Genomic DNA, 17,973 nt, shown 5'->3' with positions numbered 1-17,973 from the left:
ACGCCAAGGCCTTGAGGTGTCGCAGATCCCGACGATGGCTATATTGACGCAGCAAGGACAGCACTTGATCATAGAGACAGGTGGTGGCTGGCATGGCAAAGACCCTGAGATATGCAATTCCAGCGTCTCATGTCACCTCACCTTTTCCCCCTCGCAGCACGAGGTTTCAAGCCTTTCACCCACTTCTGTCAGGCAGTCAGCTCCTGCTCTTCAATGATGGATTGCAGATAGGCCTTCGTGGTTTTGAGATCCTGCTCTAGACGCTGGAGGTCAGTGTCGGCGGGGCGGGCCTCGGCGGGGGAACCCGCTGGGGCCGTGGTTTCGGGCGGCTGGGTGGGCGGGGCCATCTCGGTGAAGAGAATCAACAGGTGAGGATCGGTGGCCGTTGGTTGGGGCAGGGGTTCCGCGTCTATCTGCACCGACCGGACGGCACCTGCGATCAGGGCGAGGGCGGTCTTGGAGGCCGCTTGCCCGGTTTGGCGTACCTGGTGCAGCAAGGTGCGCAGGTCTAGGCGCAATTCCTCCCGCACCATGCTCAGCACATTCAGGCTGGCCTGCCCCGGCGAGGGCGCTAGGTAGGATCCGGTTTGGCCCCGAAACTGCACAATGTCGAGGTGGCTGTTCACCACCACCCCCACCGGGGCATAGCGGCTAAGAATCACCTGATCGACCAATTCCGACAGGCTCGTTTCAACCGGGGTGTTGGGGACGGCGAGGGCGGTGCCCCCAGGTTCCGTTGACGACACGGGGCCACCCAGATCCATCGGGATCAGGAGGGGGCTGGGCTGCTTGGCATAGATTTTATGGGCGCGGTTCACCAGGTGAAATAGGGAGGAAAACTCTCCCACCGTTTCGGCAGACCCCAGCAGCAAAAACCCACTGGGGCGGAGGCCGTAGTGGAACATGGGCAGCACTTTTTTTTGCAGGGCCGATCCAAAGTAAATCAGCACATTGCGGCAGCTAATTAAATCCAGCCGAGAAAAGGGCGGATCGCTGGCTAGGTTTTGGCGGGCAAAAATACATAGCTCCCGCACGGTTTTATTAATTTGGTAGCCCCCCTCGGTGGGCACAAAAAACCGCTGAAGGCGTTCGGCAGATACCTCGGCCACCTGGCTGGGCAAATAGATGCCCGCCCGCGCCTTTTCAATCACCAATTCACTGACATCGGTGGCAAAAATTTGGATTTGGGGCTGGCGGGGATGGTGGGCCAAAAATTCCAGCAGCACGATGGCCATGGAATAGGCTTCTTCCCCCGTAGAGCATCCGGCCACCCACAGGCGCAGGGGCAGATCGGGCGGACGGTCGCGCAGGATGGCCGGAAAAATCTCCCGCTTCAGGGCCGTAAAGACTTCGGGATCTCGAAAGAACTCCGTCACATGGATCAGAATTTCTTCGTATAGCGCCTGAACTTCGACGGTCTGAGCCTGAAGGTGCCGCCGATAGTCCGCCAGGGTTTCTAGGTGGTACAGGGCCATGCGCCGCTGAATCCGCCGCTGAAGGGTGGTGCGCTTATAGGCTCTAAAATCGACCCCAAAGGCCGCTTGCAACTGCTTGAGAATGGCCAAAAAGTCGTCTTCCTGGGTGGGGGCAAGGCCCGGTTCTTCGGGCGGCCCCGGCGGTGTCGCGAGGTAGGGATGGTGGCTAATGCGGGTCAGTTCGGCGGCGATGGCCTCCGGGGGAAGGATAAAATCCACTTGCCCCGTGGCAATGGCCGTATTGGGCATACTGCTGACCTGGGCCGAGTCCGCCGTTTGGGCAAAGGTGATGCCGCCAGCGGCTTTGATCGCCTCTAACCCCTGGCTGCCATCCCGCTCTCCCCCGGACAAAATCACGGCAATGGCCCGATTCCCCCAATCCTCGGCCAGGGAACTCAACAGCGTATCCACCGCCCGACTCACCCGACTACCCGCATTCCGGGGGCGGAGGTGCAGACATCCCTGGTGCAGGGTCATCAGGGTATTGGGGGGGATCACATAGATCTGGTTGGGGGCAATGGCCATGCCCTCCTGGGCTTCCTGCACAGGCATGGCGGTGGTGCGGGCCAAAATCTCGCTGAGCAGGCTCTTTTGGTTGGGGTCTAAATGCTGCACCAACACAAAGGCCATCCCGGTATCCGCCGGGAGATGGCTGAGCAGTTGGGTAAAGGCTTCTAATCCCCCCGCCGAAGCGCCAATCCCCACCACCGGAAAGGGGGCCTCCGGTGCGCTTTCCTCTGGTGGGGTGGGTTCAGGGGGCTCAGGGGCGTTTGGGGGCAACGACGACGGGCTAGATGGCGGACGCTTGCGGGGCATAGCGGGGAACGAGTAGAGAGCTAGACGTATCGCCGATTCTACATCCCCCGATCTGCCCTGCGCTACGGCAGATGGCCTGCCCGCCCGCCGTTACCCGGCTCGATAGGCGCTAGCAGGACACTTGCAAGGCACTACAGGCAATCGTGGTGCGCAGGCAAGAGGACGGGCCATGTTCATCAACTTCGAGGTAGGCATCGGCGGGGGCTTCCACCAATAGCCAGTCGTAGGGAAAAATAACCCGCTCTGAATAGATATGATCGTTCCTCCGAACCCGCGCAATTTGAAGGTCTGGGGTTTGATTACGGTATCCGCACAGAATGGCTGGCTCCACGGGATCCGTGATGATGGTTAAGGTTGACATGATTAAGACCTTTCTATCCTATTCGTGACATGAGGGGCGGAGCTGATCTATCGATGGCGGTAGCGCTACCTATAGCGGTTCTCAGTGGCGTGAGATACATCTTTTCTGGGTGCTAGATCCCCCCAGTACCTAGCGGTCTAAGGCTCACGCTGTCCCCCCCTTATTAACCTCAGTTCGGGGTAAGGTCAGTAGTCCGATGCCCCGGAAGCCCTCACCCCCCAGCCCCCTCTCCCTTGGGGCTACTGTGTACACATAAGTCCTTGACGTAGACGGTATAGGGGATCGATCCCCCCTAGCCCCCCTTAAAAAGGGGGGAACCGGATTCAAAGTCCCCCTTTTCAAGGGGGATTTAGGGGGATCTCCGAGGACTTGCGGCATGAAAACAAGATGTGTATACACAGGAGCTTATTAAGGGGGGCAGGGGGGATCTGATCGGTGTCCGTTATTGGAGTGAAATTCACTATTTTTAGACAAACCTTATCCCAAGCATCAGAGGCAACGATTTTCTTGAATTAAACGTCGATAGGTGCGATAGGGCAGATAGTCGGCGGGGTTATATCCGGCATATCGAAGAATAAGTACACAGGCCCAGGAATATTTGCCCTCAATGATGGCGGCTGTGATGGTTTCAATTTGATCTGCGTTCATAGCTCAATGGATTAAATGATTGACAAAAATGATTGACAAAAATGATTTAACGCACGATTTCATGGTTGACGCAAAGATGAGATCGAAGCATGGGCTAGCTTTCCTCTCAAGCTATCGCGACTCCCTGGCCAATGAGGCGTGCCGTGATAGAAAACGTCCCTTTAGTACAAGGGGCTTAAGTCCTTTTCCTGAATATCGCTAGTATGGGCCTTGCGATCAAGATGACTATCGTCGGGCTCAACAATGGTCAGTTGGGTCGGATGGCACTGTTTCACGATGGCTTGAATACTACCAATCCCTTCCTCGGCGAGATCTTGGATATAACCGGGCTGTTTTCGTTTGGCCTCGCGGGCATTGGTAAAGGGGCCAAAGTAGTAAATACAGTAGGGCTGGGTTGTAATCACCTCGACCCACCAGTTGCCTTTACCGAACTGAGGGAGATTCAGAAAGATTCTTTTCATGGCGCTATTCAAAAAACATCCAAAGCCTGTAGACTTGCCCAAGTCATGAATGACGCAAACAAGCCATAGAAATCCATCTCCAAGGCAATCAAAATTAGCTCATCGCCCTGGCGTTCTGAGTCTAGAAAAAAATTGGGTTTTATGAACCGTCGGAAAATATTTAAATTTGGCTTTATATTCCACGAGAGGCTATGCTTTGGTTCTACAGTAAAGATGTGAGAAAACTGTGAGGATGCATGTACACCGTGGAATCACGGAACATTTTGTTACAGAAATATGTAGTGCTGTAGTGCCTGTCGGCAAGGGGAGTTATGAGGATCTTGGTGGTTGAGGATGATCCCTTGGTAGCCGAGGTGATCGGCCATCTCATGGTGAGCCAAAGCTACGCACCCGATCTCGTGACGACGGCTCGTCAAGGTCTGGTGATGATCGACTCCTTTGCCTACGATTTGGTCATCCTAGATCTCCAGTTGCCGGAGATGGATGGCGTGAGCCTCTGTCAGCGACTACGGCATGAGGGCAAAACCATGCCGATTTTGCTGGTAACGGGCACCAATACCCCAGAGCAAAAGGCCGTTGCCCTCAATGCTGGGGCCGATGACTATGTGGTGAAACCCTTTGACCACCAAGAATTTATGGCGCGGGTGCTAGCGCTGCTGCGCCGCAGTCATCAGATGACCTTGCCCCAACTCACCTGGGGAGCCCTACAGCTCGATCCGGCCTGCCGCCAGGTTTACTATGGATCGCAATTGCTAGCCCTAACGCCCAAGGAATATGCCCTGCTAGAGTTGCTCCTCCGCCACGGAGAGCAGGTATTTAGCGCCCAAGCCATCCTCGACCAGGTATGGACGGCCCACGAATTGCCCATGGAAGAGACGGTGAGAACCCATATTAAGGGGCTACGACAGAAATTAAAGGCCGCTGGAGCCGCCCCCGATTTCATTGAAACGGTGCATCGGGTCGGCTATCGGCTGAATCCGGCCATGCGCTATGGGCGTCCGAAGGTTGCCGTCCCCCAGGCCGATGGTTCCGGCCTGGAGGCCGCCCTAGGTGGGGACATGTCCCAGCGTCCTCGTGTGCTGGTGGTGGGCCAGAACAACGCTGATTTAGCGCAGTTGCAATCCTATCTTCCGGCGGATCAGATTCAGGTGGTGGGGCTAACGCAGCCGCACCATATATGGACAATGTTGCAGACGACCTGCCCCGATATTGTGTTTTTGGGCGCAGCGCCAGACCCCAACCTTAACCTGGCGATCTGCCGAGACCTGCGATCCCACCCCCAGTGGCGGCAGTTGCCCGTCATTGTCACCCTGACCACCCCATCGATTCACTGGGTCTATGGGGCGTTTGCGGCGGGAGCGAACGACGTTGTGATGGAACCCATTGTGGGGCCAAAACTACTGGCCCGCCTTGTGGCCCAGGCCGAACTGGCGAAGATCCCAAGCGATTTGCGGCCCTTGGGGCTGGGGACCTCTGGCGCTTTCCAAGGCAAGCCAGTCTAGCTCATCCTCACGGCAGGGGGCCACCTGCATGATTTCCTTGGCCGTGCCCCTAGGTTTTTTTATGCTGTTTCTGTGCCGCAGACCCGGACGAAACGTCATAAACTGGGTTACTGCCCGTCTAAAACATTAGGCCACGCCCCCTTTGCCCATCATCACTGAGTTGAGATCTCCCCGCCGTGAAGCTATTTCTCTATCACATCCCTGAAGAAGTGCCCGATGGGGCCACCCCCGACTGTGCCATTGCCATCGACGTGCTGCGGGCCACCTCTACCATGGCCGCCGCGTTGGCTGCCGGGGCCGAAGCCATCCAGGTGTTTAGCGATATCGATGAACTCCTGGCGGTCAGTGCCGATTGGCCCAGCGACAAACGCCTGCGGGCGGGGGAACGGGGTGGCGGCATGGTGGAAGGTTGCGATCTGGGCAATTCGCCGCTGGATCATTCGGCAGACCAGTCGGGGGGCAAGCGGTTGTTTATGTCTACCACCAACGGCACCCGCTGCCTCAAACGCATTGAGCACGCCCCCACGGTGATTACCGCCGCCCTCACTACCCGCAAGGCCGTGGTGGATTTTTTGCTGGATCGCAACCCGGAAACCGTGTGGCTCGTGGGCTCTGGCTGGGAAGGCACCTACTCCCTAGAGGACACCGTCTGCGCTGGGGCCATCATCCAGGGCATTTTGGACGCCACCGGGCAAAGCTTCAAAGAGTTGGCGGGCAACGATGCGGTGATTGGGGCCGTTAGCCTCTATCAACAATGGCAAGATCAACTGCTGGATCTCATGCACCACGCCAGCCACGGCCAACGGCTACTACGCCTCAACAACGAAGCCGACTTGAAATACTGCGCTCAGTTAGATGTGTTGAACGTGGTGCCCATTCAGCAAACGGCGGGGGTGTTGGTGCGCTAGGGGCCATACCTGGAGGATAAGTGAATACCGCAATTCTTCGGAAAACCTTCATCATGGCCTTATCATTCCTTTACAGGAACTCCCCTATTCTGTACCCAAGCCACCCGGCACCTATGTGAACCCCCTTAAGCCAACCCGTATCCTAGCCTTCTGGCCGCGATACAGGCTCACCTACACCGACCGATCTATACCGAATCCCCTATACCTGAGTGCGATGGCCCTGCTTTTCGGAGTGGGGCCATTGTTCATTTTGGCGGGCGGATAGGCATTTTGGCAGGGCAGAACCAGACAGGCCCACTATGCTGAGGCCAGCTTCCTGGAGAGCGATTTCTAAAGGTATCCGATCACATCCATGAAAGCCCTACTGCTCTATCCCAAGTTTCCCCAATCCTTTTGGTCCTACGACCGCTTTATGGAGATCGCCGGACTGAAGGCCGTGATTCCGCCCCTGGGGATCATCACCGTGGCGGCGATGCTGCCTGATCATTGGGAGATTCGCTTCTGTGATCGCAATGTGGCCCTAGAAACCCAAGCCGATTGGGACTGGTGCGATCTGGTGATCATTTCCGCCATGATTGTCCAAAAGCCGGATTTTTTGGCCCTGATTCAACGGGCTGTGCGCCTGGGTAAACCCGTGGCGGTGGGTGGCCCCTACCCTACCTCGGTGCCGGAAGATGCCCTGGGCGCGGGGGCCAACTTTTTGGTGTTGGACGAAGGGGAAATGACGGTGCCCCCCTTCCTGGAGGCGCTAGAACGCGGCGACACCGAGGGCATCTTTCGATCCGCCGACAAGCCCGATGTCAGCCAAAGCCCCCGGCCCCGCTTCGACCTGCTGCAACGGGACGCCTACCTGATGATGGCGATCCAGTTCTCGCGGGGGTGCCCCTTTAACTGCGAATTTTGCGACATCATTTCCCTCTATGGCCGCAAGCCCCGCACCAAAACCCCTAGCCAAGCCCTAGCCGAACTCCAGGCGCTTTACGATCTGGGCTGGCGGGGGTCACTGTTCATCGTCGATGACAATTTTATTGGCAACCAACGCAATGTCAAAGCCTTCCTGCGGGATCTGATTCCCTGGATGCAGCAGCATCGCTACCCGTTTACCTTTTTAACCGAAGCCTCGGTGAACCTGGCGGAGGACGAGGAACTGCTAGACCTCATGGGGCAGGCTGGGTTCTTTGGCGTGTTTTTGGGCATTGAAACCCCCGACCAAGACAGTCTGCACATCACCCGCAAGGTGCAAAACACCCGCAACCCCCTCGTGGAAGCCTGCGCCAAAATTAACGCCGCCGGACTGCTGATCTATGCCGGGTTTATCCTCGGCTTCGATGGCGAACGGGAGGGAGCCGGGAATCGCATCCAAGCCTTTGTGAAATCCACCAGTATTCCCCAACCCATGCTGGGTATCCTCCAGGCTCTCCCCAATACGGCCCTGTGGGAACGGCTGCACCGGGAAGGGCGCTTATTGGCCGCCAATGGCCACCCCACGGGGGATCAAAATACCCTGATGAACTTTGTTCCCACCCGCCCCATCGCCACCATCGCCCGCGAGTATGTCCAGGGCATTTGGATGCTCTACGACCCGGAAGCTTACCTTGACCGCTGCCTTCGGCAGTGCCTCAACCTCAGCAGCCGTCGGCACGATCACCAGGCCATGCAGTTCCCCCTCGGCAAAGGGCTGCGCCTGGTGGCCCAGGTGATTTGGCACCAGGGTATTCGCCGACCCGACATTCGCGGGCAATTTTGGCGGCAACTGGGGATTATCCTGCTCCAGCGCCCCCACATTCTCAATACCTACCTGGGGCTCTGTGCTGCCGGAGAACATTTTTGGGAATACCGATCCCTGGTACGTCGCCGCATCAGCGATCAGCTTGGGTTCGATCCGCTGGCTCCAGAGAGGGTTCCCCAGCCAGAACCCGTCACCATGGCCGCCTAGCGGGCGATTCCCCAACGGCAAAATTCCGCCCTGGGTCTAGGGGAGGGATGAGAATGCAGTACACTGCTGGGGTGTTTTGGCCACGGTAGACCTATGAATGCTGGCGAAATCTTAGACCGCTATCGGGCGGGGAATCGCACCTTTACGGGCCTGACCTTGCTAGAAATCGACCTCCTCCAGGCCGACCTCAGCGGGGCCGACTTCAGCCATAGCGATCTGCGCCAATCTCGCCTAGGGCGCACCCGCTTTATCCGTAGCACCTTCACCCAGGCCGACCTCAGCGAAGCCCTTTTGTGGGGAGCTGATTTTACCCAGGCCCACGGTGTCCAAATTCAACTGCGCGACGCCGACCTCAGCGGGGCCGTGTTTGCCGAGGCGGTGCTCACTGCCGCCAACCTGGTCAAGGCCATTCTCTGCGGAGTGAACTTCCAAGGGGCCGATCTTACCCAGGCACTGTTGATCGAAGCCGATTTTCGCCCCAGTTCCGACCAAGCCACCAACCTGAATGGGGCCAACCTGAGCACCGCTAACCTCAGCTATGCCCACCTCAACGGAGCCTCCTTGGTGGGGGCCAACCTGCAAGGGGCCAAACTCTGCCGCGCTCGCCTCGGCCAAGGCTTTCGGCCCGATGCCCCCAAAACCAACCTCAGCCAAGCCAACCTGCAAGGGGCCGACCTCAGCTATGCCGACTTCACCGGGGCCATGTTGTGCGGGGCCGACCTGCGCGGGGCCGACCTCACCGGGGCCATCCTCACCCAGACCGATCTGACGGGTGCCCAACTCCCCGACGGCATCGATCTCACCCTGCCATAACAATTCCACTCAACGAACCGGGCACATCAGCCCACCGGACTAACCGTGCTGGTCGCGAGATATCACCGGGGCTAGGCTACGGTGGGCAACACCGGGTAAGCGGTGCCATCAAGGCGGAGGAAATAGAGTTCCACGCTGAGATCGGGATATTTGGCGGTAATGGCGCGGTAAGCCTGGTTTAGGTAGATGGCGTGAACCTGTTGCTCCCGCTGGGGATCTTGGCTGAGGGTAGGGTCAACGTGGTTGGCGTAGGCTCCGCAGTCTTGGTGGTCGAGGAGGATGACGCGGTTAATGTGGTGCAGTTGTTGGGAAATCTCAAGCTGATCCCAAAACGTTTCGGCCTCGGCGGCGTGGGGAAAGCCCGCCAGCGCCAGGGACGATCCGGCCAAGGCGACCCAGTCATAGCGATGGCTCAGTTGCTTTTGGGCCAAGAACTGCTGCTCGGCCTCTACCATGCGAAAGTCTATGCAGCTTAGGACAAGGGCCTGGGCTGGGTGGGGTTCGGCCTGGGCCAGTTGAGGTTTGCCCAAAAGTGGGCAGGCCACTGCCCCCCAAAGCCCTACCCTCAGAAACCAGCGGCGATCACAGCCACAGTGTCCCAAATGGCGGGCCATCTGGGGCGGTTGGGGGGCGGTCGAGTCGGGGCCGTTCGCAGAGGGAGACATAGCCGTCGCTTAAGCAGGTAGATGACAGGGGCAAGACAGCCTTTAATATAAGGGCATTACGACGACACCCAGCGGTATCTTCCAGCCTTGATTCCATCCCAAAGGCTGGAAGATATAGGATTGCCATCCTCATCTCCGTCCTAGGTGCCGACCACCCTACAAGGAAGACCATGGAACAAATCTGGCAAAAACTTCTGCGTTCTAAGCGGTTGCTATGGTTTTGCTTGGGGATGATGCTTTTAGGGTTGGTGGTGCCCATGCTGGCTTTGGTGCCCTGGCAGGGGCTTTTGGGGGCTAACGAGCCAGTGCCTACGGGGCCTCGGCAGGCGCTGGTGACCGAGGTCATCACCCGTTTAGATCGAGCAGACTTGCTGGCGACGTCAGCAACCCAGGGCAACCCCAATGCCGCCATTGTGCTGTTTAAGTTTTCCGATTTTCAGTGCCCCTACTGCGCTGTTTCCGCTGCCCAGATGAAAGACTTTGTGCGTCGTCATCAGGAGGATTTACTCTACGTTTATAAGCACTTTCCCCTCAACAACATTCACCCCGAAGCTACCCCAGCCGCGAAAGCCGCCTGGGCCGCAGGTCAACAGGGGCAATTTTGGTTGTACCACGATGGCCTCTTTGCCAACCAGGAACGGCTAGGGGAGGATCTCTATCTCGAATTAGCCACGGCCATGGGGCTAGATTTGGAGCGGTTTAACCGCGACCGGGCTAGCCCTGAAGCAGAGGCCACCGTTCAGCAAGATTTGGCCTTAGCCCAGCGCCTAGAACTGGCAAGTACCCCCACCTTTTTAATGAACGATTTGCTCATTCCAGGTGGCGTTACCCCAGAGTTAATGGAAACCCTGTTTCAGGACATTAGTGGCCGCATTAAGTTCAATTCCTCCCCACCGACGACGCCCTAACCTGCAACCTTATACCCAATCCCCATCGAATCACCCCGATTCCCAGCCCAGCAAACCCTAGGGGCGAGGTCTCCTTGCCCGCTGATACCGGGGGTAAACAAGCCGGATTTAGGATTAGATCACGATGGCGTCGATCCCATCCCCCAAAGGATGAAGAAAGCCGTGCAAACAGCACAAAAAAGGCGCACTCGTTGGAATGCGCCCTTGGGGTTAACGGTCAGAGGTTACAGGCTGACCGAGGTGTGTGAAGGAAACTTATTTGTTGGGTTGAGGGGTCATGCGCAGGTAGGGCTTGATTTCGGTCACGCCCTTAGGAAAGCGCTGACGGGCCTCTTCCGTGGGAATGGCGGGGGAAACCACCACATCATCGCCATCCTTCCAGTCTACGGGGGTGGCTACGCTGTAGTTGTCGGTCAGTTGTAGGGAGTCGATCACCCGCAGGATTTCGGCAAAGTTGCGTCCGGTGCTGGGGGGATAGGTGATGGTGAGGCGCAGTTTCTTGGCAGGGTCAATCACAAACACGCTCCGCACGGTGAGTTTGGCGTTGGCGTTGGGGTGAATCATGCCGTAGAGGTCGGAGACTTTTTTGTCTTCGTCGGCCAGGATGGGGTAGTTGACCGCCACGCCCTGGGTTTCGGTGATGTCGCCAATCCAGCCGTTGTGGGATTCAGCGCTATCGACGCTGAGGGCGATGACTTTGACGCCGCGCTTGTCAAATTCGCCTTTGAGCTTAGCTACGCTGCCCAGTTCGGTGGTGCAAACGGGAGTGTAGTCGGCGGGGTGGGAGAACAGCACCACCCAGCTATCGCCCGCCCAGTCGTAGAAGTTGATTTCACCCTCGCTGCTTTGCTGGGTAAAGTTGGGAACTTGATCGCCAAGTTGTAGGGTCATCACAAATCTCCTAGGAATCTCAATAACAGGGCGCAGCCGATCACCACGCGCCACCAGACAAACGATTGGTGCGGCCTGGGCACCATCGTTTCCCTATTCTTGCATAAACCCCGGTATTCCGGTCGGAGTTTAGAGGATTATCTTAATGATTGGTTCCACCACCCCGATTGGTTTGGGTGGCGCAGTCGTTGAAACCCTTAATCTCAAGGGGATTGCGCCAGAGTTGCAACAGAGATTTCCCCTAAGGTGTGTCCTCAAATCTCCATAGGCAGAGTAGGCTTTGACGGTTGAGGACGGTGCTCAGGTCAGCCCGCCGAGGCGAATGCCAGCCCCCAGCACCACAAAGAGAACGGCGAGGGTGGTGACGCCCACAATGTGAAAGGCCAGGGACTTGAGGGTTTCCGCCGACAGGTTGGGGATGATGAAGAATCGGGCGTGGATAGCCAGGGCCAGGGTGCCCAATAACAGCACCAGATGTCCGCCTGTCCACACGGTGGCCCCTAGGGTGTGGAGGATAATCAAGAGCTTGAAGAGCATTGCAGGTACCGAATAGGGTGGTTTTAAGGTGGTTTGAGGGGAGATCAACGGCGTAGTAGAGTACAAAGGAGTTTCACCGGGCTAGATTCCCCATGACCTTCTACATTGCGCCACGTTTTCTGAAAAAACTGGCGGTTCACATCACCAAGAATTTTATCGATCTACCCAAGGTGAAAGTGCCGCTAATTCTGGGCATCCACGGGCACAAGGGGGAAGGCAAAACCTTTCAGTGCGAATTGGTCTACCAAAAAATGGGGGTTGAGGTCGTCCACATTTCCGCTGGGGAATTGGAAAGCCCCGATGCCGGAGATCCCTCCCGCCTCATTCGGCTGCGCTATCGGGAGGCGGCGGAGCTGATTCGGGTGCGGGGCAAGATGGCGGTGCTGATGATCAACGACCTCGATGCCGGGGCGGGCCGAGTGGATGCGGGCACCCAATACACGGTGAACACCCAACTCGTCAACGCCACGCTGATGAACATTGCCGATAATCCCACCAACGTGCAACTCCCCGGCAGCTACGACGACACCCCCCTACACCGAGTGCCGATTGTGGTAACAGGCAACGACTTTGCCACCCTCTATGCCCCCCTGGTGCGGGATGGGCGGATGGAAAAGTTCTACTGGGAGCCCAGCCGCGAGGACAAAATCGGCATCGTGGGCGGCATTTTTTCCGAAGATGGCCTCTCCAGGCAGGATGTGACCACCCTGGTCGATCACTTTTTGGATCAATCGGTGGATTTTTATGGGGCGCTGCGGTCTCGCCTGTTTGATGAGCAAATTGAAGCCTTTATCGACCGGGTCGGTATTGAAAAAGTGGGAGCCTCGGTGGTCAATACAACCCAGCCCCCCACCTTCCACACCCCCGATTTTCGCCTCCCCCACCTGATCGACCAGGGGGAACGGATCGTCAAAGAACAGCATCGCCTGCGGGATATGCGCCTGGTGCAAACCTACAACCAAGCCCTCTACGACCGTCGCCGCCAGAACCCGGAACCCGCCGCCCGGTTCTCCACGGCTGAAGCCCCTAGCCAAACCGTTCCCCAAGTCGTTCCCGTCGCCGACCGTCACGCCCCAGCCCAGTCCCAACCCGCCAGCCCACCCAGCGGCACGCCGATTGACCCAACCGTGGCCCAGCAGGTGCAGTCCCTCGTCAGTCAAGGCTATGCCATTGGGGTGGAATACGTGGAGCCGCGTCGGTTTAAGATGGGTTCCTGGCAAAGCTGCCGCACCATCGCCCCTGCCTCCTCTGCCGAAACCCTCGCCCAACTAGCCACTTGTCTCAACGATCATCAGGGGAACTACGTGCGCATGTTTGGGGTGGATGCCGCCAAGCGTCGGGCGATGGAAACCATCATTCAACGGCCCTAGAATCTACCCACTATTCTTGCACCACCACCGGAGTGCCGATACTCGACCAGTTGAAAAACCACTCGGCATGGTCAACGGCCACATTCACGCAGCCATGGCTGACGGGGGTGCCAAAGTTGTGGTGCCAATACGCGCCATGGATGGCGTAGCCTCGGTGAAAATACATCGTCCAGGGCACGTTGGGCACGTCATAATCCGCACCCCGCATTCGAGTGGTGCGGTGCATCGACTGAATGGCAAACACGCCTCTCACCGTTGGGGTCGAGGGTTTTCCGGTAGAAACAATGACAGCATAAACGGGGGTATCCCCTTCCCAGGCGTACAACCGCTGGCTGGATAGATCCACCTGCAACCAGCGCTGATTCGACTGGCGCAGTTGCTCAACGCGAGCGGCAATTTCCTCATTGGTAAGGGCGAAGGCTGGCCCAACGGCGGGTGCAAACACGAGCCCTGCCCCGCTGATTAGAAGGCTCAAAAGCACACTTTCCCAAAGGCACTTAAGCCAGTGCGGTTTAGCGCGAAACATGACCTTACCTCAACGGCCTACATAGGAATAACTTCACGGTGGTCGGGCGGGAATCGTGTCAATGGCAATGATTCTTTATCTATCTTCAGTGGATCACGCCCTTGTGGGGCAGTTCAGGTTGTTGCCCGATGGCCCTGTCGCTACAGGGGAATGAGGCTGGCCCAGCACCCTTGCCCTCCACCACGGCACCGACGATGGTTATCCTGAGAGATCCCTCTTCTAGACTCAGGAGATCACAAACGCGCTCTTTTGCCGCAAGCCAGCCCACCCTAACGGGAAGCAAGCTACACCCTCAAATCCCTCTCCCTTGGGGCTACTACCTACACAGATCTCGTTAGCACTGGCCAAAGGCTGGGAGATCCCCCTAAATCCCCCTTGAACAGGGAGACTTTGACTCCGGTTATCCCCTTTTCAAGGGGGGCTAGGGGGGATCAATCCCTGGCAAGGTCAGCATCGATGACTTGTGTGTATTTAGGAGTCCAAGGGGCGAGGGGCCGGGGGCGAGGGGCGAGGGGTGCAGAGACTTGGCGATCTCCTGGGACTAGCTGAGGGAAAAGCGTATAATAGGTCGTGAAATAGAGGATTCTTTGATGAATTTTCCTAGAAATCTTTTGATGCCAAGCTCTGAGCTAAGAAAGAAATTAGACAAAATCGAAAAAGTATTCGATGCGGATCAAGTTCTCGCCATGGATGTTGATCAATCTGTCATCGTTGACTATTACACCCAAAGTAACCCAGGGTATAGCCAGTTCCATTCCACCGATGGTTCTGTGCATATGGCCTTGAATTTTGATGGCAAATTTGACCAACAAGGGTATTACGGCCAAGCCAAACTGGTGCAGCAGCAGATTGACCAAATCAATCCAACCCAGGTGCTAGAACTTGCCTGTGGAAAAGGATTTAACTCTGTTTATCTGGCTACCCAGAACCCAGACATAGAATTTCTGGGGCTGGATCTCACCCCCGTCCACGTTGAAATTGCCAGTCAAACAGCCCGTGATCGTGATTTGAAGAACTTAATGATTCAACAGGGAGATTTTCATCACCTAAACTACCCAGATCACAGCCTTGACATCATCTTTGTAGTTGAAAGTTTATGCCATGCCACCAACACGCCGCAGGTGCTGGAGGAAAGCCACCGTGTCTTGCGTCCGGGCGGAATGTTCATCGTGATTGATGGCTTTAGAAAGAAACCCTCAGAAGCCATTACTGAGGATGAACAGAAGGCTGCCATTTTAGTTGAAAAGGCCATGGCCGTTGAAAAAGGGTTAACCCTGGATGACTTCCTTAATTTGGCCCATCAAGCTGGATTCGCAGATCAGGACTACCAAGATCTTTCCGATGCGATTATGCCGAACCTGAAACGGTTGGAAGGTCTGGCCAGAAAGTTCTTTCGATTTCCGTTCTTGGCACGAAGAACCGCCAAACTTCTACCGCCCTATTTGGTGAAAAATACCATCGCGGGTCTGTTAATGCCTACCACCGTTAGCAACGGTATCCACGGATATTTCGTCGTCAATCTCACAAAGGATCAATAAGGATCACTCGCGAAAAATCCAGAACATAGCGCCTGTCCGCCAGCGGTTAGATACCTGGGGTCAGTCTGGGGATGGCCTGGGATCGGCGCAACAGTAGCGAGTTCCCAACGACCGTCACCGAGCTAAAGGCCATCAGGCCTCCGGCAGCGGCGGGGCTGAGGCTGGTGCCAAGGGTGGGCAGTAAAATTCCAGCGGCGAGGGGAATGGCGATCAGGTTATAGGCAAAGGCCCAGGCCAGGTTTTGGCGAATTTTGCCCACGGTGGCGTGGCTGAGGTCCAGGGTGTCTAGCAGGCCCGACAGATGGTTGGCCATCAGAATGACATCAGCGGTGTCTACGGCAATGTCGGTGCTGGCTTGCAGGCTCACCCCCACATCGGCCTGGGCGAGGGCGGGGGCATCGTTGAGACCATCTCCCACTAGGGCGACGGTGTGCCCAGCGGCTTGCAGAGTTTGGATCGCCGCCACCTTCTGCTGAGGCGAGGCCTCGGCAATGACCTGGTCAGCGGTTAGGTTCACCTGGGCGGCGATGGCCTGGGCGACGGTGGATCGGTCACCGCTCAAAAGCTGGACGGTCAAACCTCGGTTTTGCAATTGTTGGACGACACTGGCCGCTTCGGGACGCAGTGGGTCGGCAATGGCCAGATAGCCCACCAAGTCTGAGCCTAGACCGATGTAGACCACGGTTTGGCCGTTCTGTTCTAGGGCTTGCACAGCGGTTAGGACGGCTTCAGCAAGGGTGATGCCCTGTTGCTCCAGCCAGGGACGATTGCCGAGGATGCAGGGGGTGGGGGTGTCCTGCCAGGTCACAGTTGCCAGGATGCCTAGACCCGGTTCGGTGGCGAAATCCTCCGCCTGGAGCAGGGGCAGATCTCGTTCCTGGGCAGCGGCTTGGATGGCCACCGCTAGGGGATGCTGGGTGCCGCTTTCCACGGTGGCCGCGAGTTGCAGAATATCCTGGTCGCTCAGGGTTTCCGGCAGGGATTGGGTGTGGGTGACGCTGGGCTGGCCCAGGGTGAGGGTTCCAGTTTTGTCAAACACCACGGTATCGACTTGGTTCAGTGCCTCCAAAATATCGCCGCCGCGAATCAGCAGGCCCCGCTCTGCCCCCAGGCCCGAACCCACCAGAATGGCCGTCGGTGTCGCCAACCCTAGAGCACAGGGACAGGCCACTACCATCACGGCAATGGCCAGTTTCAGGCTGACCAGAACGGTGGAGGAGGTCGCGGTCATCGTGTGATCCAGGTGAGCCATGCCCAGGGCAGCGGGCATCACCTCTGGCCACAGGGGCAGGCCGATAAAGTACCAAAACAGAAAGGTTAGCACCGCCAAAGAAAGGACGCCGTAGGTGAAGTAGCCCGAAATGCTATCGGCGAGGCGCTGGATGGGGGCTTTGCGGCTTTGGGCGGTGTCCACCAGGCGAATCATTTGGGCTAGGAGGGTGTTTTGGCCCGTACCTGTCACTTGTAGGGCAATGGCTCCGGTTTGGTTGAGGGTGCCCGCCGCCACGCTGTCTCCCGGTTGTTTGAGGACGGGGATGGATTCTCCGGTCAGCATGGCCTCATCCACGGTGGATTGGCCCACCACAATCACCCCATCGGCGGGGATTTTCTCCCCCGGTAGCACCTGCACCCATTCCCCGGTTTGCACGTAGCTGGTGGGCACTTCCACCCCGGTTTGGGCGGTTTCCGAGGCAGTGGGGTCGGCAATTAACCGAGCCGAGCTGGGCTGAAGTTCCACCAAGGATCGCAGGGCATCCGCCGCCCGAAATCTGGCCCGTTGTTCTAGGGTGCGGCCCAGCAAAATAAAGCTCAGGAGCATGACAGGCTCGTCAAAGAAGCATTCCCAGCCCAGCCTCGGAAACGCTAAGGCCACCAGACTGGCCAGGTAGGCACTGCCGCTGCCCAGGGCGACTAGGCTGTTCATGTTGGGGGCCAGTCGTCGCATTCCCCGCCAACCGTCCACCAAAATTTCCCGTGCGGGGACCAGTAGCGTCACCGTGGCCAACAGACCGTGGAACCACAGGTCGCTAAGGACGGGCACCGTTAGCCAGCCAAAATGCTTGAGGTGGCCAATCGCGGATAGCACCAGCAACCCTACCGCCACGGTGAGGCGCTGGATCTGCTGGCGTTGTTCCTGCCGCTTGCGGTCTACCCAGGCTTTCAGATCGTCGGTGCCATCGCCTTCGGTGGCGCGGGGCGTGGTCGGGAAGCCTGCCTCGGTAACCACTGCCGCCAGGTCTGCTGGGGTCAGTCGTCCTGACTCAGCCTCCACCACGGCCACCTCCGTTACCAGGTTCACCGTGGCCGAAACCACCCCCTCCACCTGGGCTAGTCGCTTTTCCACCGTGCGCACACAGCCCGCACACATCATCCCCTGCACATTCAGCACTACCGTATCGTGGGCGGTTGGGGCCGGGGCTTGAGGCAAAGACACATCATCGACGGACTGGGGAAGCACCTGCATAGGAGTCGCAAGAAACGGTAGGAGAACAGTAGGAGATCGCTTCCAGCCTAGCAAGCTCCTTTGTGCCTAGGGCCAATATCCGTAAAGTTTTTCAAGGCCTTTTTTTTAAGGTCATCGGGGCCAGGGTATCAGGTCGCACCAAGGGCCATGACAA

16 protein-coding genes are annotated in these 17,973 nt (G+C 57.5%); 7 read left to right on the top strand and 9 right to left on the bottom strand.

Annotation, left to right across the window (positions count from 1 at the left end; translation table 11 throughout):
• Positions 1-188: 188 nt before the first annotated feature.
• The 4 genes from H6G62_RS04800 to H6G62_RS04785 all read right to left on the bottom strand — a co-directional run bounded on the left by H6G62_RS04800 (position 189) and on the right by H6G62_RS04785 (position 3,761).
• Complete coding sequence (locus H6G62_RS04800; RefSeq protein ID WP_190492971.1) at positions 189-2,291, bottom strand: chemotaxis protein CheB; 2,103 nt, start codon at positions 2,289-2,291, stop codon at positions 189-191.
• 109 nt (positions 2,292-2,400) lie between these two features.
• Positions 2,401-2,652 carry a DUF1830 domain-containing protein gene (locus H6G62_RS04795; protein WP_190492970.1) on the bottom strand — a complete coding sequence of 84 codons (252 nt, stop codon included), beginning with the start codon at positions 2,650-2,652 and terminating at the stop codon, positions 2,401-2,403.
• 489 nt (positions 2,653-3,141) lie between these two features.
• A complete protein-coding gene (locus tag H6G62_RS04790; protein WP_190492969.1) occupies positions 3,142-3,300 on the bottom strand; it encodes a HetP family heterocyst commitment protein in 159 nt (52 codons plus the stop codon).
• Between the two features lie 161 nt (positions 3,301-3,461).
• Complete coding sequence (locus H6G62_RS04785; protein WP_190492968.1) at positions 3,462-3,761, bottom strand: DUF1816 domain-containing protein; 300 nt, start codon at positions 3,759-3,761, stop codon at positions 3,462-3,464.
• 323 nt (positions 3,762-4,084) lie between these two features.
• Here H6G62_RS04785 and H6G62_RS04780 point away from each other — a divergent pair, with 323 nt between their 5' ends.
• From H6G62_RS04780 to H6G62_RS04765, 4 genes are all read left to right on the top strand, one after another.
• Positions 4,085-5,263: a response regulator gene (locus tag H6G62_RS04780; RefSeq protein WP_190492967.1), complete on the top strand. Its 1,179-nt coding sequence runs from the start codon at positions 4,085-4,087 to the stop codon at positions 5,261-5,263.
• A gap of 176 nt (positions 5,264-5,439) precedes the next feature.
• Entirely contained in the window at positions 5,440-6,171 is a 732-nt protein-coding gene (locus tag H6G62_RS04775; protein WP_190492966.1) for a 2-phosphosulfolactate phosphatase family protein, read from the top strand.
• A 352-nt stretch (positions 6,172-6,523) separates the two neighbouring features.
• Entirely contained in the window at positions 6,524-8,107 is a 1,584-nt protein-coding gene (locus H6G62_RS04770) for a B12-binding domain-containing radical SAM protein (RefSeq protein ID WP_190492965.1), read from the top strand.
• A 93-nt stretch (positions 8,108-8,200) separates the two neighbouring features.
• Positions 8,201-8,920, top strand: coding sequence for a pentapeptide repeat-containing protein (locus tag H6G62_RS04765; protein WP_190492964.1), 720 nt, complete (start codon positions 8,201-8,203; stop codon positions 8,918-8,920).
• Positions 8,921-8,991: 71 nt separating this feature from the next.
• Here the strand turns inward: H6G62_RS04765 and H6G62_RS04760 are convergent, their stop codons facing one another.
• Complete coding sequence (locus tag H6G62_RS04760; RefSeq protein WP_242051828.1) at positions 8,992-9,585, bottom strand: carbonic anhydrase; 594 nt, start codon at positions 9,583-9,585, stop codon at positions 8,992-8,994.
• A gap of 170 nt (positions 9,586-9,755) precedes the next feature.
• Between H6G62_RS04760 and H6G62_RS04755 the strand changes: the two genes are divergently transcribed.
• Positions 9,756-10,493, top strand: a complete 738-nt coding sequence (locus tag H6G62_RS04755; protein WP_190492963.1) for a thioredoxin domain-containing protein — start codon at positions 9,756-9,758, stop codon at positions 10,491-10,493.
• Between the two features lie 255 nt (positions 10,494-10,748).
• On the opposite strand, the gene H6G62_RS04750 is transcribed toward H6G62_RS04755, so the two are convergent.
• Entirely contained in the window at positions 10,749-11,384 is a 636-nt protein-coding gene (locus tag H6G62_RS04750; RefSeq protein ID WP_190492962.1) for a peroxiredoxin, read from the bottom strand.
• Between the two features lie 300 nt (positions 11,385-11,684).
• Positions 11,685-11,921, bottom strand: a complete 237-nt coding sequence (locus H6G62_RS04745) for a hypothetical protein (protein ID WP_190492961.1) — start codon at positions 11,919-11,921, stop codon at positions 11,685-11,687.
• Between the two features lie 92 nt (positions 11,922-12,013).
• On the opposite strand from H6G62_RS04745, the gene H6G62_RS04740 reads away from it, so the two are divergent.
• On the top strand, positions 12,014-13,291 hold the full coding sequence (locus H6G62_RS04740) for a ribulose bisphosphate carboxylase small subunit (protein ID WP_190492960.1): 1,278 nt from the start codon (positions 12,014-12,016) through the stop codon (positions 13,289-13,291).
• Positions 13,292-13,301: 10 nt separating this feature from the next.
• On the opposite strand, the gene H6G62_RS04735 is transcribed toward H6G62_RS04740, so the two are convergent.
• Positions 13,302-13,736, bottom strand: a complete 435-nt coding sequence (locus H6G62_RS04735) for a L,D-transpeptidase (protein WP_347239295.1) — start codon at positions 13,734-13,736, stop codon at positions 13,302-13,304.
• Positions 13,737-14,407: 671 nt separating this feature from the next.
• On the opposite strand from H6G62_RS04735, the gene H6G62_RS04730 reads away from it, so the two are divergent.
• Positions 14,408-15,355 carry a class I SAM-dependent methyltransferase gene (locus H6G62_RS04730; RefSeq protein ID WP_190492958.1) on the top strand — a complete coding sequence of 316 codons (948 nt, stop codon included), beginning with the start codon at positions 14,408-14,410 and terminating at the stop codon, positions 15,353-15,355.
• Between the two features lie 46 nt (positions 15,356-15,401).
• On the opposite strand, the gene H6G62_RS04725 is transcribed toward H6G62_RS04730, so the two are convergent.
• The gene (locus H6G62_RS04725; protein ID WP_190492957.1) at positions 15,402-17,819 is read right to left on the bottom strand and encodes a heavy metal translocating P-type ATPase; all 2,418 of its coding nucleotides are present in this window, start codon (positions 17,817-17,819) and stop codon (positions 15,402-15,404) included.
• Positions 17,820-17,973: the final 154 nt, after the last annotated feature.

The organism is Phormidium sp. FACHB-1136, assembly GCF_014697375.1.
GTDB lineage: Bacteria > Cyanobacteriota > Cyanobacteriia > Phormidesmidales > Phormidesmidaceae > Nodosilinea.
Note: the sequence above shows the minus strand (reverse complement) of the source record. Positions and strands in the feature narration are given on the sequence as shown.

Bases quoted from the DNA above. Each gene is read 5' to 3' on its own strand.
- H6G62_RS04800 (WP_190492971.1), bottom strand. From the start codon at position 2,291: ATGCCCCGCAAGCGTCCGCCATCTAGCCCGTCGTCGTTGCCCCCAAAC.
- H6G62_RS04795 (WP_190492970.1), bottom strand. From the start codon at position 2,652: ATGTCAACCTTAACCATCATCACGGATCCCGTGGAGCCAGCCATTCTG.
- H6G62_RS04790 (WP_190492969.1), bottom strand. From the start codon at position 3,300: ATGAACGCAGATCAAATTGAAACCATCACAGCCGCCATCATTGAGGGC.
- H6G62_RS04785 (WP_190492968.1), bottom strand. From the start codon at position 3,761: ATGAAAAGAATCTTTCTGAATCTCCCTCAGTTCGGTAAAGGCAACTGG.
- H6G62_RS04770 (WP_190492965.1), top strand. From the start codon at position 6,524: ATGAAAGCCCTACTGCTCTATCCCAAGTTTCCCCAATCCTTTTGGTCC.
- H6G62_RS04765 (WP_190492964.1), top strand. From the start codon at position 8,201: ATGAATGCTGGCGAAATCTTAGACCGCTATCGGGCGGGGAATCGCACC.
- H6G62_RS04760 (WP_242051828.1), bottom strand. From the start codon at position 9,585: ATGTCTCCCTCTGCGAACGGCCCCGACTCGACCGCCCCCCAACCGCCC.
- H6G62_RS04755 (WP_190492963.1), top strand. From the start codon at position 9,756: ATGGAACAAATCTGGCAAAAACTTCTGCGTTCTAAGCGGTTGCTATGG.
- H6G62_RS04750 (WP_190492962.1), bottom strand. From the start codon at position 11,384: ATGACCCTACAACTTGGCGATCAAGTTCCCAACTTTACCCAGCAAAGC.
- H6G62_RS04745 (WP_190492961.1), bottom strand. From the start codon at position 11,921: ATGCTCTTCAAGCTCTTGATTATCCTCCACACCCTAGGGGCCACCGTG.
- H6G62_RS04740 (WP_190492960.1), top strand. From the start codon at position 12,014: ATGACCTTCTACATTGCGCCACGTTTTCTGAAAAAACTGGCGGTTCAC.
- H6G62_RS04730 (WP_190492958.1), top strand. From the start codon at position 14,408: ATGAATTTTCCTAGAAATCTTTTGATGCCAAGCTCTGAGCTAAGAAAG.
- H6G62_RS04725 (WP_190492957.1), bottom strand. From the start codon at position 17,819: ATGCAGGTGCTTCCCCAGTCCGTCGATGATGTGTCTTTGCCTCAAGCC.